This is a genomic window from Yersinia sp. 2553 StPb PI, from assembly GCF_052217105.1.
In the GTDB taxonomy this organism is placed as follows: Bacteria; Pseudomonadota; Gammaproteobacteria; order Enterobacterales; family Enterobacteriaceae; genus Yersinia; species Yersinia enterocolitica_E.
Window position 1 is genome coordinate 2864352 of the sequence record NZ_JAZGPX010000002.1, and the last position, 23390, is coordinate 2887741.

The following is a 23390-nucleotide window of genomic DNA, read 5'->3' on the forward strand; positions in this document are numbered from 1 at the left end:
GATAACTTAATGACATTTGCACAAATGTGCAAGAGGTTGAAAATGGAAAAGAGCGACGATCTGCGCCTGATGGTGAAAATTGCACAAATGTATTACGAGCAAAACTTCACGCAAGCGGAGATAGCACGCGCGCTCGGTATTTATCGCACCAGTATCAGCCGAATGCTAAAAAAAGTACGCGAACAGGGCATTGTTACTATTTCAATCAATTATAACTATAACGAGAATCTGTTACTGGAACAGCAGTTGAAGTCGCGTTTTAAATTACGTGAGGCGATTGTCGTCTCTTCAGAACATGATCAATCGCCAGAACATCAGTTGATATTAATGGCAAAACAGTGTGCCGCATTGTTAAACCGAATTATTGAAAATGGCGATATCCTCGGCTTCTCTTGGGGCAGTGCGATTGCCACCCTGATTGAGCAAATGGATATATCACCGGTATCGCGTCAGTTAACCTGTATCCCGATGGTGGGTGGCCCCTCAGGTAAACTGGAAAGCCGTTATCATGTGAATACCCTGGTTTATAGCGCCGCAATGAAATTAAAAGGCGAGTCATTGTTGATCGATTTCCCGGCAATTCTGGAGAAAAGTGTTATCCGTGATGGCATTGTGCAATCTCAGCATTATCAGGCTATCGCTGACTATTGGCAGCGGCTGGATATCGCTATATTCGGTATTGGTTCACCCAATATCTCGGGGAATTCCACCTGGCGCGCTTTTTATGGCAGTGATGTTATTGATCACTTTAATGACCGACAGGTTGCTGGCGATATTTGTTCGCGTTTTTACGATTTGCAGGGCAACCCGGTGGAAACCTACATTAGCGATAAGACGATCACTATCGACTTAGAGAAAATTAAAAAAGCCCGTTATTCCATCGGTATTGCGCATTCCCATGAAAAAATCAGCGGGATCATCGGAGCAATTAAAGGAAAGTATATTAATAGTCTGGTGACCACGAAAGAAACTGCCGAGGAGATACTCAAACTAACGGCATAAAGTTCAGCTAAAGAAATACCATGAGGAAAAGTTTACTGTCAGTCATGATTAACTTTTCCTCTTTATATCAAAAAACTCAATTAATTGCGCCTTAGGGTGTATGGCTGAGTATTAGCAAAATTCAGAACAGCAGGGAAATTCTATGAACGATTGGCTTAATTTAAAAGATAAAGTTGTCATTGTAACCGGTGGTGCATCAGGGATTGGCTACGCTATTGTGGAAGAGTTACTGGCGGCAGGTGCCAAGGTGCAATTAGCCGATGTTAATAAACTTGACGGTGACATTAAAAATAATCCACAGCTGAGTTTTATTCAATTGGATATTTCAGACCGTAGCAGTGTACAGACTGCAATTGATAATATTCTAACCCAACATGGGCATATTGATGCATTAGTTAATAATGCCGGGATTAATCTCCCCCGTCTGCTGGTCGATCCGAAACAGAGCCACAGCCAATATGAGCTGAAAGATAACGAATTTGAAAAAATGGTAAATGTGAATCAGAAAGGGGTGTATCTGATGTCACAAGCCGTGGCACGCAATATGGTTGAGAACAAACGCGGTGTCATTATTAATCTCACGTCGGAAAGTGGATTAGAAGGCTCTGAAGGACAAAGCTGTTATGCCGCAACTAAAGCCGCACTATATAGTTTTACCCGCTCCTGGGCCAAAGAACTGGGAAAATACGGTATTCGTGTGGTGGGCGTCGCGCCGGGTATTTTGGAGAAAACCGGTTTGCGCACCCTGGATTATGAAGAAGCACTGGCCTACACCCGTAATATAACAGTTGAGCAGTTACGTGACGGTTATACCAAGAATGCCATTCCAATTGGCCGGGCTGGAAAACTATCAGAAGTGGCTGATTTTGTGACTTACTTATTATCCGAACGTGCCAGCTATATTACCGGCGTTACCTACAACATTGCCGGTGGTAAAACCCGAGGCTAAACAGGAGGTATGATGGTTAGTGTCATTTTTTGTGCTCATGGTGATTTAGCGGTTTCAATGCTTAACTCCGTCAATATGGTGTATGGCGAAACACAAAATATTACCCCGCTGTTATTTAACCGTGGTGAAAATGCCGAAGATTTAGTGACAAAAATGCAGGATGTGATGGCACATAGTGACAGTTGCTCTTGGCTGATTGCGGTTGATTTGCAAGGTGGCAGCCCATACAACGCTGCCGCACGGTTGGCATTCAACAATCACAACATTCAAGTTATCAGTGGGTTATCACTACCACTGGCACTGGAGATTGCCGATAACCAGCACTCGATGGCAGTAAGAGAACTGGCTGATTACTTACTGGAAATCGGCGCGCAGTGTGTGCAGTCATTCCATCACTTACAGAATGTCGAAGAAGAAGAGGCCGACTTTATATGAAAATCAATCTGGCAAGAATTGACGACCGGCTGATTCACGGTCAGGTCACCACGGTATGGGCGAAAGAGGCCAAAGCTGGGCGGATTATTATCTGTAGCGACGAAGTCTATAACGATGATATTCGTAAAACGTTATTAAAACAGGCAGCACCTCCGGGAATAAAAGTAAACGTGGTTAATATAGAAAAAGCCGTCGCGGTTTACCACAATCCTAATTACAGTAATGATACGGTTTTTTATTTATTTACCAATCCGACCGATGTTTTGCGCCTGGTGGATCAAGGCGTGAAGATTGAAGTTATTAATATTGGTGGCATGGCATTTAAACAAGGTAAAAGGCAATTAACTAAAGCAGTATCAGTTGACCAGGAGGATATTAAAGCCTTTTATGCATTAGCTGAACGTGGCGTACATTTGGATTTACGGGTAGTCACTTCCGACCCTCAGGTAGATGTGATTAAAAAAATACGTGAACTGGAGTCTAAATAACGACATTTAACACAACCGACAAATAATAACTCAGGTTTTATTAAAAATTTAAATCCGCTTACTCAACCTGGGCAATGAAACTATTTAATGATAATCCATGGCGATAGTGGCCAGGGTTAATAGGAGTATATTGCCGAAAGGGGTCCACCATGGAAATAAGTTTAGTACAGATAATCTTAATCTTTATTTTCTCATGCATCGCCGGTATGGGCAGTGTGCTGGATGAATTTCAAACTCATCGGCCATTAATCGCCTGTACCATTACTGGCCTGATCCTCGGTGATATGACCACCGGCGTGATTCTCGGCGGTACCTTGGAATTGATCGCCCTCGGGTGGATGAACGTCGGTGCGGCGCAATCCCCCGATTCCGCCCTCGCCAGTATTATCTCAACCATTCTGGTGATTGTCGGCCATCAAAACATTGCCACCGGGATTGCTATCGCCCTACCCGTGGCGGCAGCCGGTCAGGTGCTGACAGTGTTCGCCCGTACCATTACCGTGGTTTTCCAGCACGCAGCAGATAGGGCCGCAGAAAAAGCCAACTTTGCCATGATCGACTTAATGCATGTCTCAGCCCTACTGGTTCAGGCTCTGCGCGTGGCGATACCGGTTTTGATCGTATCCATCTTTGTCAGTGCCGATACCGTCAGTCACATGCTCAGCGCGATTCCAACCGTAGTCACCCATGGGTTACAAATCGCGGGCGGATTTATTGTGGTGGTCGGTTATGCCATGGTACTCAACATGATGGGCGTGAAATACCTTATGCCCTTCTTCTTCCTCGGTTTTATTGTCGGTGGCTACCTTGGTTTCAGCCTGCTCGCCTTCGGTGGCATCGGCCTGATTATTGCCTTGCTATATATCCAGTTAAATCCTCTGTATCAGAAACCGGCGGCTCCTGCGACGTCAGCCAGCCACGCCAAACTTGATGAATTAGAAGATTAGGAGACGCTGAAATGAGCACACCTCACAAACAATTAACTCGCTCTGATCTGTTTAAAATGTTCTTACGCAGTAACTTACAACAAGCCTCTTTTAACTATGAACGTATCCACGGCTTAGGTTTTTGCTATGACATGGTGCCCGCAATCAAGCGTTTGTACCCACTGAAAGAAGATCAGGTTGCTGCCTTAAAACGTCATTTAGTGTTCTTCAACACCACTCCCGCCGTCTGTGGCCCGGTTATCGGGGTGACGGCGGCGATGGAAGAAGCGCGAGCCAATGGGGCCGACATTGATGAAGGGGCAATTAATAGTCTGAAAGTCGGGCTAATGGGGCCATTGGCCGGAGTCGGTGACCCATTGATCTGGGGAACCTTACGCCCAATCACCGCAGCCTTGGGGGCCTCGCTGGCGCTAAATGGCAATGTACTAGGCCCGATACTGTTCTTCTTATCCTTCAACTCTGTTCGTCTGGCATTGAAATGGTTCGGCCTGCAATACGGCTTTACCAAGGGGGTCAATATCGTCAAAGACCTTGGCGGCAATCTGCTACAAAAGCTGACGGAAGGCGCGTCCATTCTGGGCCTGTTTATCATGGGGGTTTTGGTCACCAAATGGACCAGCATCAATGTGCCACTGGTGATTTCGAAAACACCGGCACAGGACGGCAGCACGGTAACCATGACGGTGCAAAACATTCTGGATCAGCTCTGTCCCGGCCTGTTGGCACTGGCACTAACCCTGTTAATGATGCGATTACTCAAACGTAAAATTAACCCTATCTGGCTTATCTTCTCCTTGTTTGGCCTTGGTATTTTAGGCTCATGGCTTGGCATTCTTTCCTGATTTATGCCGGGGAGATTTTTTATTCGATCTGCTGTTTTTTTATATTTAAAAATGATTGAGGTGGTTCCAAATGAAGACCAAAGCATTGCGTTTATATGGTAAGAATGACCTACGACTGGAAAGCTTCACCTTACCGGAAATAAATGATGATGAAATTCTGGCCACGGTAGTGACCGACAGTATTTGTCTTTCTTCGTGGAAAGAGGCCAATCTGGGGGCTGAGCATAAAAAGGTGCCGGATAATGTGGCAGAAAATCCGATTATTATCGGCCATGAATTTTGCGGCGATATTTTACAAGTGGGTAAAAAATGGCAGCATAAATTTAAACCCGGCAGCCGTTATGTGATTCAAGCCAACTTGCAATTACCCGACCGCCCTGACTGCCCAGGCTATTCATTCCCTTATGTCGGCGGCGAAGCCACCCATGTGGTTATCCCTAATGAGGTGATGGAACAAGACTGTCTGCTGCCTTATGAAGGTGAAAGCTATTTCGAAGGATCCTTGGTAGAACCGCTTTCTTGTGTTATCGGCGCATTTAACGCCAATTACCATCTTATTCCCGGCACATACCAGCATAAGATGGGCATAAAACCTGGTGGGAATGTGCTAATTCTCGGCGGTACTGGTCCGATGGGATTATTGGCCATTGATTACGCGCTGCACGGGCCAGTCAATCCACAATTACTGGTGATAACTGACCGTCACCAGCAAAAACTAGATTATGCCGCCCGCCTGTATCCGAGCGAATCATCAACAGCAGTACATTATCTCAATACCAAACAAACAGAGGATCAGTTTGAACGTTTAATGGCTTTGACTGGCGGAAAAGGCTACGACGATATATTTGTCTTCGTACCCTCCGCAGAATTAGTCACCCTGGCTTCAAGCTTATTGGCACCGGACGGCTGCTTTAATTTCTTTGCCGGCCCGCAGGATAAGAATTTTATGGCATCGGTTAATTTCTACGATATCCATTATTCATTTACCCATTATGTCGGTACCTCTGGCGGTAATACCGATGATATGCGCGAAGCAGTAAAATTAATTGAAGCGAAGAAGGTGAATGCCGGCAAAGTGGTCTCCCATATTCTGGGTTTAAATGACGCGGCAGAGACCACCTTAAATCTACCGCAGATTATTGGTGGTAAGAAATTGGTCTATACCGGTAAAAATATCCCGCTGACATCATTAAGTGAGTTGATGAGTCAATCACAAGAGCTGCCGTTATTACAGCAACTCCAGGCTATTTTGCGTAAAACCGACGGTTTGTGGTCGAAAGAAGCGGAAGATTTTGTTTTGGCGCACGCCCAAGAGATTTAACCTTTTGACTAAGGGCGGCAAATAGCCACTGTCGCCCTCAACTCACTCCGGCAGATGCTTCGCCGTTGATTCATCGGTGGTTGCATCATTCTCCACCGCGCTCAACAACACATCCAATAAACCGGGGAAACGGGCATCAATATCATCGCGTCGCAGTGATAGTAAACTCTCGCGCCCGCAAGGCCGCTGCCAGATAACACCGCTTTCCCGTAATACGCGCCAATGATGGGTCAGGGTGGATTTAGACAACCCTTGCACTAAGGTGCCACATGCATGCTCCCCACCAGCCGCCAACCTACGTACTACCGCTAACCGCAGCGGATTACCTAAAGCCGTCAGCACATTTTCCAGCCGGATCTGCTCACGCTCAGGGTGATTTGCAATCATAGTATTCCTATAGATAAGTGACAGGCCAGCACGCCTGATTTGGCTACCGCTACACAGCTTAGCGCGCCGCAATATAGCCTATACGCCATCTCGACCCTACAATTAATTCTCATGCCATGCTGAAAGCTACCTCAGCCGTTGTACGCCGCCATTATTGCATATTTTAAGAACAAATAATCAAATTGTACGTGTATATTCGTACAATTGGACTATACTGCTCTCGACCGATTGATCAACCAAGATCATAACTTAACAACTTCCCGGCAGAGCAGCAAACCGCCCGCCCCGAAATTGCCATTATCTTTTAAGGACTTAATATGGCACGTAAAACTCCTATCGAGCGCTATCGCAACATCGGTATCTCCGCCCACATCGACGCCGGTAAAACAACCACCACTGAGCGTATTCTGTTCTACACCGGCGTCAGTCATAAGCTGGGTGAAGTACATGATGGTGGCGCGACAACTGACTGGATGGCTCAGGAGCAGGAACGTGGCATTACCATTACATCGGCTGCCGTGACCTGCTTCTGGAAAGGTATGGACCGTACCTTACCGGAACACCGTATTAATATTATCGACACCCCCGGGCACGTGGATTTCACCATTGAGGTGGAACGCTCCATGCGGGTACTCGACGGTGCAGTCATGGTGTATGACGCGGTAGGTGGCGTACAGCCACAATCAGAAACGGTCTGGCGTCAGGCCAACAAATACCGCGTGCCACGATTGGCTTTCGTCAATAAGATGGACCGCCCAGGTGCTGATTTCTTCCGCGTTAGGCAGATGATGATTGACCGCCTGAAGGCCAATCCAGTGCCGATTGTGATTCCGATCGGCAGTGAAGAGCACTTTATCGGTGTGGTAGATCTTCGTTTGATGCGGGCCATTATCTGGGATGAAGCCTCTCAGGGTATGACATTCAGTTACGCCCCGATCCCGGAAAACTTGCTGGCAACCGCCAATGAGTGGCGCGAAAAGATGGTCGCTGAAGCGGCTGAAGCCTCTGAGGCGCTAATGACCGAGTATCTGGAGACCGGTGACCTGACGCTGGAAGAGGTCACCCAAGGTTTGCGTATCCGTACCATTGCGGGCGAAATACAGCCCATGATGTGCGGCAGTGCCTTTAAAAACAAGGGTGTGCAGCGGATGCTGGATGCGGTGGTTGAACTAATGCCGTCACCGGTCGATATCCCACCGGTCAGTGGCACTGATGAAGAGGGCAATGAAGTCAGTCGCCGCGCCGATGATAATGAAAAATTCTCGGCACTTGCATTTAAACTGATGACTGACCCCTACGTCGGCCAGTTAACATTCGTGCGGGTTTACTCCGGTGTGTTGCGAAAAGGTGATAGCGTTTATAACCCGATTCGCGGCAAGAAAGAGCGTATTGGCCGTATTGTTCAGATGCATGCCAACAACCGCATTGAAGTCGATGAAATCTGCGCCGGTGATATTGCGGCCTGTGTCGGTTTGAAAGATGTCACCACCGGCGAGACGTTATGTGACCCGGATGCCGTGATTACCTTGGTACGGATGGAGTTCCCCGAACCAGTGATTTCGCAAGCGATTGAACCGAAGACCAAAGTCGATCAGGAGAAAATGGGGATCGCATTGCAACGGTTGGCATCAGAAGATCCGTCGTTCCGTATCCGTACTGACGAGGAATCAGGCCAGACTATTATTTCCGGTATGGGCGAGCTACATCTGGAGATAATTGTCGATCGGATGAAACGTGAGTTCGGTGTGGAAGCCAATATCGGTAAACCACAGGTGACCTACCGTGAAACTGTGCGTAAAACCGTGACTGACGTCGAAGGCAAATTTGTGCGGCAGTCTGGCGGTAAGGGGCAATATGGCCATGTGGTCTTTACCCTCGAACCGCAGGAAGCGGGCAGCGGCTTTGCGTTTGTTGATGCAACTAAAGGCGGTGTGGTCCCGCGTGAATATATCGGTGCGGTAGAGAAAGGTGTACTCGAAGCCACCAATACCGGTGTATTGGCCGGTTATCCGGTAGTGGATGTGAAAGTAACACTGACTTTCGGTTCCTATCACGAAGTGGATTCATCGGAACTGGCGTTTAAAATGGCCGCCATCTTTGGTTTTAAAGAAGCGGTCAAACAGGCGTCACCAGTGATTCTGGAACCGGTGATGAGTGTGGAAGTAGAAACACCGGAAGAGTACGCCGGTAACGTGATGGGTGACCTTTCTTCTCGCCGTGGCTTGGTACAAGGCATGGAAGAGATGATTGGCGGCGGGAAGATTATCCGCGCAGAAGTGCCGTTATCCGAAATGTTCGGTTACTCCACCGTGCTGCGTTCCATGTCGCAAGGCCGTGCCACCTATACCATGGAGTTCAAGCACTATGCTGAAGCACCACGTAATGTCGCCGATACGATTATTGCCGCCCGGGGCAGTAAGGGCTAAACGTTAAACCGCAGTAACATACTCAGCCGCCAGTGGAAAATTTTACGCTGGCGGCTTTTAATTGGCTAGATAGCGACCCGCCGGCTAATCTCTACCACCTGATCGCTGGGTAAATGATAGTAATCAGTCACATGAGTGCAATTTCTGACCATAAAAGCAAAGCTGCTTCGTTGCCATGCCGGTAATCCCCTGCCATCTTCACGGCCCACAATGGTTTCATGGCCTAAATAATAGGTCACATCATCCAGCTCAAACTGACAATCCATATCGGCAATACGTTGTAATAATGCCGGTATATGCGGCCGCTCCATAAAACCGTATTGTGCCGTTCCGCGCCAATAATCTGGCGCTTGCTCGGTCATCACCAGCCGCTCTGCCGCCTCCGCCCGTGGAACATTCAAAATAGTGATCGTCAGTGATAACACCTTCTGCTGTAGGGCGCGATTACGGGCCACATGCCAGCGCATGACTGGGGGAATCTCATTCTGAGTGCGGGTCAAAAACACCGCAGAACCCGATACTCGAGGGATATTTTTATCGCGGATTTTACTAAAGAATTCATCGCTTCCCACCACTTTCTCGCTGATAGCGAGTGAGGTTGCTTTAACCCCTCGGTGCCATACCAACATCACTGTACAGACCACGGTCGCCAGCAGCAGCGGGATATAACCGCCGTCCAACACTTTGATGAGATTAGCGATTAAAAAGCTGGTATCGATAATCAGAAATCCCCCCGCCACTAACATACTGGTTGGTAAATTCCAACGCCATATCTTGCGCATAGCGACAAATAACAAACCAGACGTCATCAACATCGTTAACGACACTGCAATACCGTAAGCTGCGGCCAGGTTTTCAGAGGATTTAAAGAATACAGCCAGAAATATAGTCACTATCATTAATAGCCAATTGATCGTGCCAATATAAATTTGCCCGTAGCTCTCAGCGGCTGTCTGCTTAATCCGCAAACGAGGTAGCCACCCTAATTGAATCGCTTGGCGAGTCATGGAAAACGCGCCGGTAATAATCGCCTGACTGGCAATAATGGTCGCGAGTGTCGCCAGAATCACCAACGGAAGTTGCATTATCGGCGGGCACAAGCGGAAGAAGATATTATGTGAAATATCAGCACCGGCTAAAATCAGCGCCGACTGACCGGCATAATTAAGTAACAGGCTGGGAAAAACCAAACCGAACCACGCCATCCAGATAGGTTTTTTACCAAAATGCCCCATGTCCGCATATAAGGCTTCCGCCCCCGTGACACACAGGAAAATACCGCCTAATACCAGAAAGCTGGCAAAGCCATGGGAAAACAAGAACTTGATGCCATAGTATGGATTAATAGCCAGCAACACTGCTGGGTGTTGAACTATCCCCCATATTCCCAGCCCCGCAATAGCGAAAAACCACAGTGCCATAATGGGGCCAAAAACTTTGCCTATTTTTGCGGTACCAAAAGGCTGAAGAGCAAATAACGCAACCAAAATAATAACTGTCACAGGTAAAATATAGGGTTGAGCGTCTGGGAGAACAATTTTCAGACCTTCAAGGGCTGAGAGTACAGATATCGCTGGCGTAATGGCACCATCACCGTAAATTAATGCCGCTCCGAGTAAAGCAGAAAAAATAACCCACTTGTTCCCCTTCCCCTTACGTACCAACAGCGACATTAAGGCCATAATGCCCCCTTCACCATTGTTATCAATACGCATGGCGAAAACGGCATACTTTACCGAGGTAACCAGAATAAGTGTCCAGATAATCAGTGATAACAAACCCATTATCACTGCAGGTGTCGGGTTATTTCCTGACAGCAACAGGACGGTTTTCAGTGTATAGAGAGGGCTGGTACCGATATCGCCGAAAACCACGCCAAGCGCGCCGCCCGCGAGCATAATTCTACCGGGCGATTTTTGAGCAGCGACACCACCGGCAGCTAACGCCATTCTTTCCATTGCGACATCCCTTTACCTTTTCATCCGCCATGGCGCGATGATTTAGTTAAATTCCCCTATCAATAATATAGATATAAAGATGTCGCACCACACATTACCGCAACGCAATAACCGACCAAACAGATCCCTGAGAGCTATCATGATCAAATTGCTTTTATGATGTAAGAAGGCGGCAACGATGTTGATCTATCTCCCATCGCTGGCGACGCCCAGCCGATAACATAATCCCCCATATAAAAACGGGGTAATCATTTACCCCGTTTTTATATTGTTATCATCTCATGAAATCAAATCTTTGCTGTTGCGAGATACTTTTTCATCTCTTCGGCAGGTACCATCCCACCGCCGGTAGCCCAAACCAGATGGGTCGCATTCTGCATTTTCTCAGCACTAAAGTGGTTATTACTTAAATAGTCAGAACACTGATTTACCCGCGCCGCACCCGGCATTCCAGCCAGTGCCGAAGGCTCCAACTGAATACCTTCATCGCGATTTAGCAAGCCGAGCAGATCGTACATCTCAGCATCACTTAAGGTATAGAAACCGTCCAGTAAATGTTCCATAGCGCGGCCAACAAATCCTGATGCCCGCCCTACCGCCAAACCATCTGCGGCGGTGATGTTGTCGATACCAATATCCTGCACGGAGATACCATCATGCCGGCCAGTATAGACACCTAATAGCATGCACGGCGAATGACTCGGTTCGGCAAAAATGCAGTGCACATGGTCACCAAACGCTAGCTTCAGGCCGAAAGCAACCCCGCCAGGGCCACCACCAACCCCACAAGGCAGATAAACGAACAGCGGATGGTTTTCATCAACCACAATCTGCTGCTCGGCAAACTGTTTTTTCAGCCGGCTGCCTGCCACCGAGTAGCCCAAAAAGAGTGTTGGCGAGTTCTCATCGTCGATAAAGAAGCAATTCGGATCAGATTCTGCCTCTTTGCGCCCTTGTGCCACCGCCACGCCGTAGTCCTGTGCATACTCAACTACATTTACACCGTGTTCCCGCAGTTTGCGTTTTTTCCATTCACGCGCATCGGCAGACATATGCACGCTGACACTGAACCCCAGCTTGGCACTCATGATGCCAATCGACATCCCCAGATTACCGGTAGACCCCACCGCAATACTGTACTGGCTGAAAAATTGGCGGAAATCATCTGAGAACAGTTTGCTGTAATCATCGGTTTCGGCCAATAACCCAGCCTGTAGCGCCAACTTTTCAGCATGGGTTAACACTTCATAAATGCCGCCACGCGCTTTAATCGAACCAGAAATCGGCAGGTGGCTATCTTTTTTTAATAGCAGTCGACCGCTAATTTCAACGCCGTATCGCTGTTGCAACGTCTCTTTCATGGTGGGAATCGCCACGATATCAGATTCAATAATACCGTGGGTTTTTTGTGTTTCAGGGAATGCCTGACACAGATAGGGCGCAAAGCGTTGCAACCGTGCCTCGGCATCCGCCACATCCCACGGCGTTAATCCAACATATGGCAATCCCTCTGCCAATGTGGTCGATAACGGGTTAAACCAAGTGACCTCCTCTAAATTGATAAGCTTTTTGACCAAAGGAAAGTCGGTAATTAATTTATCAATTTCAGTGTGTTTCATAGCATGTCTCTTTTCGGTCATATAATGTAAGAAAGTAGGAAGGTCGTACCTAATGCGATCACCGAGGCGATGAACGTCGCGGTGGTGTAATATTTAAAGGTCTCATTAAGGGTGGCACCGCAGTATTGCTTTACCAACCAGAATAGCGAGTCAGTGACGATGGTGAAACCAATGGCACCGGAGCCAATCGCTAAGGTGATAATTTCTGGGCTGACATTGGGATACATTGGTAATATCGGTGCCACTATCGCCGTCGCCCCCATCATTGCTACCGTAGCCGAGCCAACCGCCGCATGCAGAATCAAGGCCACCAACCAGGCCAGTAGAATCGGGTGCATATCCAGATTGGATAAAATCACTGCCAGCGTATCTGCCAAACCACTGGCTTTTAATATGCCGTTAAAAGCCCCACCGGCACCGATAATCAACAGGATATTAGCAATCGAGGAGAAACCATCTTCGGTTTTAGCCAGCAGCGCACTCATACCCATATTTTGGCGAATGCCCAGCATGTAGTAGGCCACAAACGCGGCAATAAACATGGCGGTAATGGGGTTACCGATAAACGATAATACTGAATATAACGGAGTGCCTTTTTCCATATTCAGTTCTGCGGCGGTTTTCGCCAACATCAGAATAATGGGCAGTAATACGGTAAATAGAGTTGCCCCCAGAGAGGGTAATTCATCTTCATTGCGCACTTTAATTTCAGAGAACGCTTGCGGTACCGCTTTAAAGGGCAGTCGATTACCCACTAGCCGTAAGAATAACGGCCCACCAATTAATGATGCTGACAGCCCAACCACCAGCCCGTAGACAATCACAGTGCCAATGTCAGCCCCTAAGGCATTGGTGACATACATGGCTGCCGGATGCGGTGGTACCACACAGTGAACGGCCATTAGCGCCGTACACAACGGGATTGCCAGTTTTAATAGCGAAGTATTGGTCTTTCTTGCGATGGAAAAAGCCAGTGGAATCAATAACACCACACCCACTTCAACAAATAGCGTAATGCCACAGATCAACCCAACTAACACCATCGTGACATCAGGTGATAGCCAGCGGCAACGTTGTAAGGTGATACCGATACGCTCTGCCGCACCCGATATCTCCATCATTTTGCCTAAAATGGTGCCCAGCCCGATCACTGCGGCTAAAAAGCCCAGCGTCCCGCCAATCCCACTTTCAATGGAATTAACCATCTCAATGGGATTCATGCCCATTAATAGCCCGACATAAAAACTGGCTAATAATAGCGCCAGAAAAGGATGTATTTTCAGTTTTACAATGGTGAAGATGATAATAATGATACTTGATAATAACGTACCCACTACCCATATTTGTGAGTCCATAGCCAACCTCATCTAATAATAAGTTCTATCACTATTGAATAAGAATTAGCCGGGGCTGACAAATGATGAAAATCCAGCTTAAGATGAGCTAGATTGACCCAAATAGGTAATATCAGTCAAAGTTTTATGATTTACTCAGGTTTGCATCACATTAGATAACCCTAAATATCTGCTCCAGCAATAAATACGATATGCTATTGAGTCAAAAATGATTATCTGAGCCGCCGCCATGTACCCGGAAAAAAGCTATATCACCCGTAATAAGCTGCTTAATGGTTATCAGCTATCCAAACTCTATACCTTTGAAATTGCCGCGCGGCACAGCTCATTTGCGCTGACGGCTGATGAGTTATCCATCAGCCCCAGTGCCGTTAGCCACCGGATCAATAGTTTGGAAGAGGAGTTGGGGTTCAAACTGTTCCAGCGTTTTCATCGTAAAGTGGAACTCACCAGCGAGGGGGAACGCGTCTTTTGGGTACTTAAATCGTCGCTGGAGTACCTGAATCAGGAAATTTTGGAGATAAAAAATCAGGAGTTGTCCGGTACATTAACCGTCTATTCCCGGCCATCCATCGCCCAATGTTGGCTGGTACCAAAATTGGCGGACTTTGCCCATCGCTATCCGGCCATTAGCCTGAATATTCTGACCGGCAATGAGAATGTTAACTTTCAGGGCGGCGGCATTGATTTAGCGATTTATTTCGATGATAAAACGCCGGAGAAACTGTCATATCAGCACCTGATGGATGAATCGATGGTCCCCGTATGCAGCCCGGAATATGCGGAAAAACATCAGTTACACGGCAATCTGATCAATCTGCGGCAGTGCACCTTACTGCACGATCGGCAAGCCTGGAGCTATGATTCCGATCGCAGTGAGTGGAATAGCTGGAGTCAGCAAATCGGTTTTGATCTTGATCCCACCCAGCGCAGCATGGGGTTTGATCGCTCCGATTTGGCGATTATCGCAGCCATAAATCATGTTGGGGTGGCGATGGGCCGTAAAAAGCTGGTCAATAAACGGTTGGAAAACCAAGAGTTGATTATGCCGTTCCCCGACATGGAAGTCAGATGTGAACAACGCTATTACATTTCAACATTATCCGACCGGCAATGGCCGAAGATTAACGCCTTTATTCAGTGGCTTAAGAAGATGGCTGATGAGTCCTGAGGCGCAGGCGCTCCCTCGCAGAAGCGCCTGACGCGATTACGACATCTCGGCAGCTTTTTGCGCCAAATCACGGCTATAGTGGCGGCTGGCATCTACCAGCATATGGGTATAAGCGGTTTTTTCGCAATCAGTGGTCAAATCCTCAGTGTTCAGTGTTTCCAGAATCCGGCCATGTTGCATCACCGCAACCCGATGGCAAAGGTGAGCAATGACCCCCAGATCATGAGTCACCATCAGATAGGTTAGTTTCTCCCGCTGTTGCAACTCAGCCAGCAGATTTAGGATCTCTGCCTGCACCGACACATCCAGAGCCGAGGTCGGTTCATCCAGCAGCAATACCCGCGGCTCAAGAATCAATGCCCGCGCAATGGCGACGCGCTGGCGCTGCCCACCCGAGAGCTGATGGGGATAGCGCTGGCGAAACTGCCGGTTGAGGCCCACTTTATCTAAAATAGTGTCGATCCGTTGGTCGCGATCACCAATGCCATGGATAATCAGTGGCTCAGACAAAATGTATTCGATGGTATGACGCGGGTGCAGCGAACCATAGGGATCCTGAAACACCATCTGAACATGGCGGCAGCGCTCACGCTCAATCCGGTGTGCCAAGGGGATCTGATTCAAGGTTAGCTGACCGCTCCAATGGTTAAACAGCCCCGCCAGGCATTTCAGCACTGTGGTTTTACCCGAACCGGACTCCCCAACCAAGCCAAAAATCTCACCGTTATTCACCGTCAGATTAACATCAAACAACACCTGATTCTGCTGGCTGCCTTCGCCAAAAATAAGGTTAAGGTTATTGATTTCAATCATCGCATTTGCAGACATAACAGGCTCCTTAACCATTCATCCAGGCCGGATCACGCACCATAACCGGCAAGCGATCACGGCGGTTACCGATATCCGGTAATGCATTTAGCAAACCACGGGTATAGGGGTGTTGCGCCTGATCAAGGTCACAGGCCGCGATCGACTCCACGACCCTACCGGCATACATCACCAGCACCCGATCGCAGAAACTGCGCACCAGATTGATATCATGACTAATAAAGATCAGCCCCAAGCCACGCTCTTGCACCAAATCATCCAGCATCGCCAATACCTGCAAACGCACCGAGACATCCAGTGCCGAGGTTGGCTCATCGGCGATCACCATTTCCGGCCCGGTTATCAGCATCATCGCTATCATGATGCGCTGCCCCTGCCCGCCGGATACCTCGTGTGGATAGAGGTGATACACCCTTTGTGGCTGACGGATACGCACCACATCAAACATCGCCAATACGCGCTCGCGCGCTTCCTGTCGCGAGACTTTATGGTGCGCCAGATAGGCCTCTGCCACCTGATCACCCACGCACACCACCGGATTGAGCGAGTATTTTGGATCCTGCATAATCATCGACATACGCTTACCGCGCACTTCACGCATATGGGCTTCACTGGCCTTCAGCAAATCCACTTCGGCAAAGCGCAACCTATTGGCGTGGATCTGTGCACTGGCCGGATGCAGCTTGAGCAGCGCCCGCCCAACCGTAGATTTACCCGAGCCGGACTCACCGACAATCGCCAGTTTCTCCTTACCAAGGGAAAACGAAACACCACGCACCGCGTCGGTCACCTGTTTGCCATTGACGAAGCTAACCCGCAGGTCATCCACTTCCAGCAAAGGCACTGATTTATTCTGTTCTGGGGTCAAGAATGTCACGTAGGCCATCTCCTAGGAAGTTGAATGCCAGGCTGTTCAGCAGAATCGCCAGACCAGGAATTGTCACCAGCCACCAACACTCCATCATGTAACGGCGGCCACTGGAGATCATCGCTCCCCACTCAGGGTCCGGTGGCTGAGCCCCCAAACCAAGGAAGCCCAGACCAGCAGCAGTCAGAATGATACCGGCCATATTCATGGTGATACGGATGATTACCGACGGCAGGCACAGCGGCACAATGTGACGCAGCAAGATCCGCAGTGGCGACGCGCCCTGCAATTTCACCGCAGAAACAAAGTCCGCATTACGCAAAGAGAGGGTTTCCGCCCTTGCCAGACGGGCAATCGGCGGCCATGCCGTCAGGGTAATAGCAATAACCACATGCTCCAGACCGGGGCCTAATGCCGCGACAAAAGCCAGCGCCAACACCAGGCTCGGGAATGAGATAAAAATATCGGTAATACGCATCAGGATACTGTCGACTTTACCGCCGAAGTAACCCGCTACCACCCCCAATAACAGGCCGATTGGTCCCACAGTCACTGACACCAGCGCCACGATATACAGCGTGGTACGGGCACCATAAATCAACCGGCTGTACTGATCACGGCCAAACTCATCGGTGCCAAACCAATGTTGGCTACCGGGTGCCTGTAGTGAGTTATTGAGATCTTGCGCCAATGGATCATGGGTCGCCAGCCATGGAGCCAAGAATGCCACCACTAACAGCAAACCGATGATAGCGACACCAATAGCCGTCAGCGGGTTACCCATTAACAAACGGAAGAAATTAACTACCCGCCGTAGCCCGCGCTTCCATCCCTGAGGTTTCATCTCAGGGCGCGCTACGACATTATCGGGTTCGGAGGAAAGCATCATTGATTCGTCCTCGGGTCGAAGATCTGATACAGCATGTCAGACAGTAAATTCAGTGAAACAAAGATCAGCCCCACCAGTAATACACAGCCCATCACCGCATTCATGTCACCCAATAACAGACTGCCCGTCAGATAAGAGCCAAAACCGGGCCATGAAAAGACGGTTTCGATCAAGACTGCGCCTTCCAGTAATGAGCCGTAGGCCAGTGCCACCACGGTCAGCAATTGCACCAGAATATTGCGGAATGCATGGCCCCACAGCACCTGAAACTCCGACAATCCTTTCACTTTGGCGGTAATAATGTATTCCTGTGACAACTGCGCCAGCATAAAACTGCGGGTCATACGGCTGATATAGGCCAGCGAGTGGAAACCGAGAATGGTAGCGGGCAGCACCAGATGGTTTACCGCGCTGCGAAACACCTCCCACTCCCCTGCCAGCGCCGAATCAATCAACAATAAGCCAGTGCGGCGATCAACTAAACCGTCGTAGGCCATATCTACCCGACCTGCCCCCCCCACCCAGTTTAGCCAGGCGTAGAACACCAACAGGCCCATCATGCCCACCCAGAAAATCGGAGTTGAGTAACCCGCCAGACTAATAAACCGCACCACATAGTCGGCAAACTTGCCGCGACGTGCTGCCGCCATGACCCCCAACGGGATACCGAGACCAGCCCCGACCAGAATCGCCATGGTTGCCAGCTCAATGGTGGCTGGGAAGACCCGGATAATGTCATCCACTACCGGACGGCCGGTGAGTAAGGCATTGCCCAGATCACCGTGGATCAGTGAGTTAAAATAGATAAAGAACTGTGACCATAGCGGCTTATCCAGCCCCAGTTGCAGGTAGACCTGCTGATAGGTACTTTGATCCGCATCCTGACCTACAATCGCCAGTACCGGATCAATCGGCATCACCCGACCAATAATAAAAGTAAGAATCAATAAACCGAATAAGGTTACGGCCACCTGCAAAAAGCGCTTCGATAAACGCCGCACGATCCCGTGCGGAGCCATCCAATCTGAAACATTCATGCTATCTCCCCCAACATGCAGCGGTTTAACGCTGCTTATACACCTGTAACAGGCGGGTTGTGGTCGACGGATGTGGTACATAATCCATCACGTCTTTACGCACGACGACCGAATCAACCATTTGGGAAATCGGCAAAATGGCTGGGAATAGCGCGTCATAACGCTGCTGAACTTCAATGTACATCTGCTTCTGTTTAGCCGGATCTTTCTCGATTAACGCGTTGTCGATCAGCGAGTTGAGTTGTTGATCATAGAATGAAGTGCGCCAACCCTGGAAGTTGGTCAGTTTGGCGGCATCGCTGTTATCGGGGTTATAAGCAATGGAACGCAGGCTGGAGTGCGGGTGCGGATCGACACCACCACCACCACGACCCACCAGCATATCGAACTGACGATCACGCATTGCGCCATACACCTGATTACCGGTGCCCGTCAGAATTTTGGCCTGAATCCCTGCCTGTGCCAGTGTCGATTGAACCGAGGTGGCGACATTAATAAACGGCGGATCAGACAATACCCGCAGGGTGGTGGTGAAACCGTCGGGATAGCCGGCTTCCGCTAACAATGCTTTAGCTTTAGCCACATCCAACTTGTAGCCGGGATCCGGTAGCGTGACATCCATACCCTTCTGGATTGGCCGCTGATGGAAGATGCCATAACCTGGCATAATCGTTTTATTAATACCATCATAATCAACAAGATAGCGCACAGCTTCTCGTACTTTAGGGTTAGCGAAATGCGGCTCTTTCAGGCTCATCGCGACATAATAAATAGTGCCACGCTGGACCTCATCAACCTGGATTTGCGGGTTACTTTTCAGCGCATTGATATCCGGTACCGACATCCCACTGGCGATATCGATATCGCCTTTTTCAATCATTAAGCGCAGCGCCTGCGACTCAGTCATGTGGCGGAATATCACCCGCTTCATTTTGGCGTCACCTTGCCAGTAATTATCTACCCGGCTGATACGTAACACATCTTTTGCCTGCCAAACATCCAGTTTGAATGGGCCAGAACCCGCTTCATTGGTGGTTAGCCAGCCATTACCCCAGTCACCGTTTTTCTCATGCTGCATGACGGTGGCGCGATCAAGAATCGACCCACTGCCTAAGGTACCTAATGAATAAATTACCAGCTTGGGATCGGTGGGTTTCGGTAACTCAATTTCTACCGTCAGTGGATCTTTGGCGCGGATCAATTGCTCCACGTTATCGGCGGTAAAACCGTAGGATTTCCAGGTGGTGGCCTGTGCCAGATTCAGATGCATCAAGCGGTTCATCGACCAGGCAAAATCTGCCGCCGTCACGGGATTGCCGGAGTGAAACTTCATACCCTCACGCAACGTAAAGGTGATCAACTTGCCGTCGTCACTGATTTTCCACTCGGTGGCAGCACCGGGCAGCACCTTACTGGGAGTGTGTGGATCCAGTTCCACCAAAGAGTCGTACAGGTTAACAATGATAGCGACAGCATCATTGCCGGTCATGGCTGCCGGATCGAGCGACAGCAGGTTATTCATATTCATGCCAACAATCAGTTGGTCATCAGGTGTTTTAGCGACACTGACGCCGGTCGACGTCAGGGTGATCAGTAGGGTAAAGAGGAGTGTTCTTACTATTATTATCGCGTTCATGGACCATCTCCGGTAAGAAAAGGCTAGATCTGAATGCTTGTTTTTATAGGTCGATACAATAGAGTTATCCCCAAAGTGATTGGAGTCGCAGGTAGGCAGTTCGCACCGCCGCGGCTTCAAGCACTAAGGGTATTGGCGGCGATATAATCGAAATTAATATCTTCGCCCAAGCCTGCTCTCGTTGGCAGAGAGACATAGCCATCACTGTCCATCGGGTCAATGATGCTGTTGAGATAAGCGGCAGGCTCGTCATAATCCAGGAATGGATGCAACAACCCACGCTCATACCAACGGCAGTTACGGATTGCACCGACTACCGCCAGATTCGGCGCACCATTGCCGTGGATTTCACAATCCATGCCGAACGATTCCGCCAGATAAGCCACTTTCAGACAAGGTGTGATACCGCCCACGCCTTGGACGCCAGCGCGTAAAATATCGCAGGCACCGGCCTTCACCCAATCAGCGCGGCTAAAGTATTTACCGGCCAGACTTTCAGGTCCGATAATGTCAATTTGTAGGTTTTCCCGCAGCCAGCAGTAAGAGGCCATGCTCTGCTCTTCCATCGGCTCTTCGAACCAACTGAAATTAAGTTTTTGCAGTTCGCGACCAATATAGAGGGCGTCACTGCGGCTGTACCAATGGTAGCCATCCAGCATCAAAGCAATATCCGGGCCGACGGCTTCACGCACCGCCGCACAAGCACGAACATCCATCTGCGGACTTGGCGCAAAAGAGACTGGCGGCATCCAGGTATGCAGCTTAATACCCTTATAGCCACGGGCGACCAGTTGCTCGGCAAAGCGCGCATACTCATCCGGGGTCGACAATCCATCAGCTAACTCATCACCACACATGGTGCTACCGTAAGCCAATACTTTGTCGCGATATCCGCCCAGTAATTTATAGACTGGCTGGCCCAGTTTGCGCCCCAACAAATCCCAAATAGCTTGCTCGGCAATGGCCAGCGCCCGGTCGGTTAACTGATTGGCACTGCCGCGCTGCCAATGCACCAGATCATTCCATAACCGTTCGCGGTCAAACGGGTTTTGCCCAATCAGAACTTTTTTAAAGAAGCTATTGACGATGTGCGGGCGAATCACTTCCGGTGGTGCAAATGCATAACCGCAATCACCTTCGTCAGTGGTCAGCGTCAGCATGGCCATTTTGGCTAAGGACTCTGCGCCTGGATGCGAGTGCCCTGCGGTATCAGAAACACGCCGAGTCGGATAAGAAAAAACGGTTACATCTACTGATATTATTTTCACCTGATTACCTGCCTTTATAATTCATTGAGTCTCTGGTCAGTTAACGCAGTAAACCCCTATTTTTTATGATGATTTAGCTCACTTAAAATAATAAAACATCGGATCTATTTAAATGGAATGTCATTTCACCTTATCAGTATTGAAGATAACCTTGCATTAGTCATTAGGAGATTGGCTGCAAAATTGGCAATAAAGGCGTGTTTTTTTAGGCAACTGCACAAATTATTGTGAGCAGCATCACGATGACGGGTCGGAAAAGGCCGATAGGGGGATATATTCCGCGTCAATAACGAGTATTACCCCCGCAATACCCGTTGGTATGTTGAGGGGCTATTATCCATTTTGTAACGGATATCTTCGCCATGAATAGCCAATAACCCAAACTAAATTGAATTCGCCGATAGTGATAAGAATAATCTTGTAAGTTACTGGTAAAAAATGAGTTTATGATAAAAGTTATTGCTTAAAAATAAGGCCTCAGGCTATGCTCATCCCACTTATAACAAAATGTAACAGAGCGTTATACCCAAAGAAGTTGTAGTTGCAGGTGAGCGGTAGGTGAAGGGAGAATCGGTTATGAACTGATTTGAACAGTATGTATGCCATGCCCGTAGGGTGAATCTCAAAAAGGCTCATTAATCCAGTTCAACTTACGTCAGTAAGCCATTCGGGTGAGTGAACGTCGCTAATACACCTATAACTACAAGTAAAGGGGTATACAGGGGAAGTTAGCATGGATCGTCGTACACTGTTAAAATCATCCGGTCTATTACTGGGCGGATTAACACTGGGTAACTTTATTTCAACGGCTCAGGCCAAAAGTTCTAAGATAAACGCACAACCGCGGATCCCTACTGAACAGCAGCCACTGCTGTTGAATTTTAATGAAAACTCGTTAGGAATGTCACCAAAAGCGCATCAGGCTATTATCGCCGCGTTGCCGACTGCATTTCGCTACCCCGATGCTGCCCGCGAACAATTGATTGCTAATATCGCCACAGAATACCAACTCAAAACCGAGAATATCTCGCTGGGGAATGGCTCATCAGAGACGATTCAGGCCGTCATTCAAGCGGTTATCCGCCAAGCTGAACTTGCGAATACACCAATCCAGCTCGTGGTGCCGGACCCTACATTTAACTACGCCGAACTCTATGCCAAGCCTTTTGACATTCCCATTGAGAAAGTCGTTCTGACCAAAGAAATGGCATTTGACCTGCCTGTAATGCAGCAGAAAGTCGCCAGCTTCAAAGGGCGTTCAATCGTCTATCTGTGTAATCCGAATAACCCTACCGCGACCATTACCCCGGCAAACCTTATTGAAGCCTGGATTAAAAATGCCTCACCGGAAACCTTGTTTATCATCGACGAGGCTTATGCCGAGTTTGTCAGCGATCCTGCATTTCGCAGTGCTATCGGGCTGGTTCAAGCCGGCCACAAAAATCTGTTGGTCACCCGGACATTCTCCAAAATTTACGCGCTAGCGGGCCTTCGGGTAGGTTATGGTATCGCGCATCCAGAACTGATAGCCGCGGTGGAAAACTTTGTTTCGCTGGATAACACCAATACCGCCGGCGCAGCGGCGGCTTTAGCCTCGTTGCAAGACAAAGCCTTTGTACAATACAGCCGCCAGTCAGCCGATCAGGCGCGTCGAATTGTTACTCAGACCCTGGACGAACTGAAATTATCCTATGTTCCGTCGCAGGCAAACTTTGTTTTTCATCAGGTGAACGGGGATGTGAAAACCTATCAAAACCGCATGAAACAATATCACGTGTTTGTCGGGCGTGAATTTCCCCCCGCTGTGGGTTGGAACCGCCTCACGTTAGGGACGCCGGAAGAGATGATGGCCTTTGTCTCGGTGCTAAAAATGTTCCGCACCCAGGGTTGGGTGTAACCGCCGTTATCCTGTGTCGACCTACGATATAAAGGGGGGCTGGCCCCCCGATTACCCAACAAACACG

The 23390-nt window shown here is 48.9% G+C and carries 20 protein-coding genes; 10 read left to right on the forward strand and 10 right to left on the reverse strand.

All coding sequences use genetic code 11. The features are described from left to right. The first annotated feature begins 42 nt into the window (after window positions 1-42). From V2A84_RS14695 to V2A84_RS14725, 7 genes are all read left to right on the forward strand, one after another. The gene (locus V2A84_RS14695; RefSeq protein WP_083160323.1) at window positions 43-1002 is read left to right on the forward strand and encodes a sugar-binding transcriptional regulator; all 960 of its coding nucleotides are present in this window, start codon (window positions 43-45) and stop codon (window positions 1000-1002) included. 142 nt (window positions 1003-1144) lie between these two features. Further along, entirely contained in the window at window positions 1145-1951 is an 807-nt protein-coding gene (locus V2A84_RS14700) for an SDR family oxidoreductase (RefSeq protein WP_083160331.1), read from the forward strand. 12 nt (window positions 1952-1963) lie between these two features. Further along, the gene (locus V2A84_RS14705; RefSeq protein WP_083160333.1) at window positions 1964-2386 is read left to right on the forward strand and encodes a PTS sugar transporter subunit IIA; all 423 of its coding nucleotides are present in this window, start codon (window positions 1964-1966) and stop codon (window positions 2384-2386) included. Continuing rightward, window positions 2383-2874, forward strand: a complete 492-nt coding sequence (locus V2A84_RS14710) for a mannose/fructose/sorbose PTS transporter subunit IIB (protein ID WP_372558090.1) — start codon at window positions 2383-2385, stop codon at window positions 2872-2874. Before V2A84_RS14705 ends, V2A84_RS14710 begins: the two co-directional genes overlap by 4 nt. Before the next feature lie 149 nt (window positions 2875-3023). Further along, a complete protein-coding gene (locus V2A84_RS14715) occupies window positions 3024-3821 on the forward strand; it encodes a PTS mannose/fructose/sorbose transporter subunit IIC (RefSeq protein ID WP_193784718.1) in 798 nt (265 codons plus the stop codon). A gap of 11 nt (window positions 3822-3832) precedes the next feature. Continuing rightward, window positions 3833-4663 (forward strand): PTS system mannose/fructose/sorbose family transporter subunit IID, encoded by an 831-nt coding sequence (locus V2A84_RS14720; RefSeq protein ID WP_083160339.1) that lies wholly within the window; start codon window positions 3833-3835, stop codon window positions 4661-4663. Window positions 4664-4733: 70 nt separating this feature from the next. Continuing rightward, window positions 4734-5984 carry a zinc-binding dehydrogenase gene (locus tag V2A84_RS14725; RefSeq protein WP_083160341.1) on the forward strand — a complete coding sequence of 417 codons (1251 nt, stop codon included), beginning with the start codon at window positions 4734-4736 and terminating at the stop codon, window positions 5982-5984. Between the two features lie 42 nt (window positions 5985-6026). On the opposite strand, the gene V2A84_RS14730 is transcribed toward V2A84_RS14725, so the two are convergent. Beyond that, complete coding sequence (locus tag V2A84_RS14730; RefSeq protein ID WP_005181869.1) at window positions 6027-6371, reverse strand: ArsR/SmtB family transcription factor; 345 nt, start codon at window positions 6369-6371, stop codon at window positions 6027-6029. 317 nt (window positions 6372-6688) lie between these two features. Here V2A84_RS14730 and fusA point away from each other — a divergent pair, with 317 nt between their 5' ends. Then, window positions 6689-8797 (forward strand): elongation factor G, encoded by a 2109-nt coding sequence (gene fusA, locus V2A84_RS14735; protein ID WP_083160343.1) that lies wholly within the window; start codon window positions 6689-6691, stop codon window positions 8795-8797. Window positions 8798-8862: 65 nt separating this feature from the next. On the opposite strand, the gene V2A84_RS14740 is transcribed toward fusA, so the two are convergent. The 3 genes from V2A84_RS14740 to dsdX all read right to left on the reverse strand — a co-directional run bounded on the left by V2A84_RS14740 (window position 8863) and on the right by dsdX (window position 13729). Then, on the reverse strand, window positions 8863-10746 hold the full coding sequence (locus V2A84_RS14740) for a potassium transporter Kup (protein WP_083163842.1): 1884 nt from the start codon (window positions 10744-10746) through the stop codon (window positions 8863-8865). A gap of 296 nt (window positions 10747-11042) precedes the next feature. Next, window positions 11043-12374 carry a D-serine ammonia-lyase gene (locus V2A84_RS14745; RefSeq protein WP_083160345.1) on the reverse strand — a complete coding sequence of 444 codons (1332 nt, stop codon included), beginning with the start codon at window positions 12372-12374 and terminating at the stop codon, window positions 11043-11045. Between the two features lie 17 nt (window positions 12375-12391). Then, window positions 12392-13729, reverse strand: a complete 1338-nt coding sequence (dsdX, locus tag V2A84_RS14750; protein ID WP_005181856.1) for a D-serine transporter DsdX — start codon at window positions 13727-13729, stop codon at window positions 12392-12394. A 229-nt stretch (window positions 13730-13958) separates the two neighbouring features. Here dsdX and dsdC point away from each other — a divergent pair, with 229 nt between their 5' ends. Then, the gene (gene dsdC / locus V2A84_RS14755; RefSeq protein ID WP_442848933.1) at window positions 13959-14900 is read left to right on the forward strand and encodes a DNA-binding transcriptional regulator DsdC; all 942 of its coding nucleotides are present in this window, start codon (window positions 13959-13961) and stop codon (window positions 14898-14900) included. Window positions 14901-14936: 36 nt separating this feature from the next. Here dsdC and V2A84_RS14760 read toward each other — a convergent pair whose 3' ends face one another. From V2A84_RS14760 to V2A84_RS14785, 6 genes are all read right to left on the reverse strand, one after another. After that, window positions 14937-15713, reverse strand: a complete 777-nt coding sequence (locus V2A84_RS14760; RefSeq protein ID WP_083163844.1) for an ABC transporter ATP-binding protein — start codon at window positions 15711-15713, stop codon at window positions 14937-14939. Between the two features lie 25 nt (window positions 15714-15738). Then, the gene (locus V2A84_RS14765; RefSeq protein WP_080608135.1) at window positions 15739-16614 is read right to left on the reverse strand and encodes an ABC transporter ATP-binding protein; all 876 of its coding nucleotides are present in this window, start codon (window positions 16612-16614) and stop codon (window positions 15739-15741) included. After that, on the reverse strand, window positions 16577-17440 hold the full coding sequence (locus V2A84_RS14770; RefSeq protein WP_072088690.1) for an ABC transporter permease: 864 nt from the start codon (window positions 17438-17440) through the stop codon (window positions 16577-16579). Before V2A84_RS14770 ends, V2A84_RS14765 begins: the two co-directional genes overlap by 38 nt. A gap of 41 nt (window positions 17441-17481) precedes the next feature. After that, on the reverse strand, window positions 17482-18522 hold the full coding sequence (locus V2A84_RS14775; protein ID WP_050132832.1) for an ABC transporter permease: 1041 nt from the start codon (window positions 18520-18522) through the stop codon (window positions 17482-17484). Between the two features lie 25 nt (window positions 18523-18547). Then, window positions 18548-20158 (reverse strand): ABC transporter substrate-binding protein, encoded by a 1611-nt coding sequence (locus V2A84_RS14780; protein ID WP_083160347.1) that lies wholly within the window; start codon window positions 20156-20158, stop codon window positions 18548-18550. Window positions 20159-20274: 116 nt separating this feature from the next. Continuing rightward, window positions 20275-21426 carry a mandelate racemase family protein gene (locus V2A84_RS14785; protein ID WP_083160349.1) on the reverse strand — a complete coding sequence of 384 codons (1152 nt, stop codon included), beginning with the start codon at window positions 21424-21426 and terminating at the stop codon, window positions 20275-20277. 733 nt (window positions 21427-22159) lie between these two features. Between V2A84_RS14785 and V2A84_RS14790 the strand changes: the two genes are divergently transcribed. Continuing rightward, window positions 22160-23323, forward strand: coding sequence for a pyridoxal phosphate-dependent aminotransferase (locus V2A84_RS14790; RefSeq protein WP_083160351.1), 1164 nt, complete (start codon window positions 22160-22162; stop codon window positions 23321-23323). Window positions 23324-23390 lie beyond the last annotated feature (67 nt).

Excerpts from the sequence above, each read along its gene's own strand:
- V2A84_RS14725 (WP_083160341.1), top strand. The coding sequence starts at position 4,734 with ATGAAGACCAAAGCATTGCGTTTATATGGTAAGAATGACCTACGACTG.
- V2A84_RS14720 (WP_083160339.1), top strand. The coding sequence starts at position 3,833 with ATGAGCACACCTCACAAACAATTAACTCGCTCTGATCTGTTTAAAATG.
- V2A84_RS14765 (WP_080608135.1), bottom strand. The coding sequence starts at position 16,614 with ATGGCCTACGTGACATTCTTGACCCCAGAACAGAATAAATCAGTGCCT.
- V2A84_RS14695 (WP_083160323.1), top strand. The coding sequence starts at position 43 with ATGGAAAAGAGCGACGATCTGCGCCTGATGGTGAAAATTGCACAAATG.
- V2A84_RS14710 (WP_372558090.1), top strand. The coding sequence starts at position 2,383 with ATGAAAATCAATCTGGCAAGAATTGACGACCGGCTGATTCACGGTCAG.
- V2A84_RS14770 (WP_072088690.1), bottom strand. The coding sequence starts at position 17,440 with ATGAAACCTCAGGGATGGAAGCGCGGGCTACGGCGGGTAGTTAATTTC.
- dsdX (WP_005181856.1), bottom strand. The coding sequence starts at position 13,729 with ATGGACTCACAAATATGGGTAGTGGGTACGTTATTATCAAGTATCATT.
- dsdC (WP_442848933.1), top strand. The coding sequence starts at position 13,959 with ATGTACCCGGAAAAAAGCTATATCACCCGTAATAAGCTGCTTAATGGT.
- V2A84_RS14745 (WP_083160345.1), bottom strand. The coding sequence starts at position 12,374 with ATGAAACACACTGAAATTGATAAATTAATTACCGACTTTCCTTTGGTC.
- V2A84_RS14740 (WP_083163842.1), bottom strand. The coding sequence starts at position 10,746 with ATGGCGTTAGCTGCCGGTGGTGTCGCTGCTCAAAAATCGCCCGGTAGA.
- V2A84_RS14715 (WP_193784718.1), top strand. The coding sequence starts at position 3,024 with ATGGAAATAAGTTTAGTACAGATAATCTTAATCTTTATTTTCTCATGC.
- V2A84_RS14780 (WP_083160347.1), bottom strand. The coding sequence starts at position 20,158 with ATGAACGCGATAATAATAGTAAGAACACTCCTCTTTACCCTACTGATC.
- V2A84_RS14730 (WP_005181869.1), bottom strand. The coding sequence starts at position 6,371 with ATGATTGCAAATCACCCTGAGCGTGAGCAGATCCGGCTGGAAAATGTG.
- V2A84_RS14700 (WP_083160331.1), top strand. The coding sequence starts at position 1,145 with ATGAACGATTGGCTTAATTTAAAAGATAAAGTTGTCATTGTAACCGGT.
- V2A84_RS14790 (WP_083160351.1), top strand. The coding sequence starts at position 22,160 with ATGGATCGTCGTACACTGTTAAAATCATCCGGTCTATTACTGGGCGGA.
- fusA (WP_083160343.1), top strand. The coding sequence starts at position 6,689 with ATGGCACGTAAAACTCCTATCGAGCGCTATCGCAACATCGGTATCTCC.
- V2A84_RS14760 (WP_083163844.1), bottom strand. The coding sequence starts at position 15,713 with ATGATTGAAATCAATAACCTTAACCTTATTTTTGGCGAAGGCAGCCAG.
- V2A84_RS14775 (WP_050132832.1), bottom strand. The coding sequence starts at position 18,522 with ATGAATGTTTCAGATTGGATGGCTCCGCACGGGATCGTGCGGCGTTTA.
- V2A84_RS14705 (WP_083160333.1), top strand. The coding sequence starts at position 1,964 with ATGGTTAGTGTCATTTTTTGTGCTCATGGTGATTTAGCGGTTTCAATG.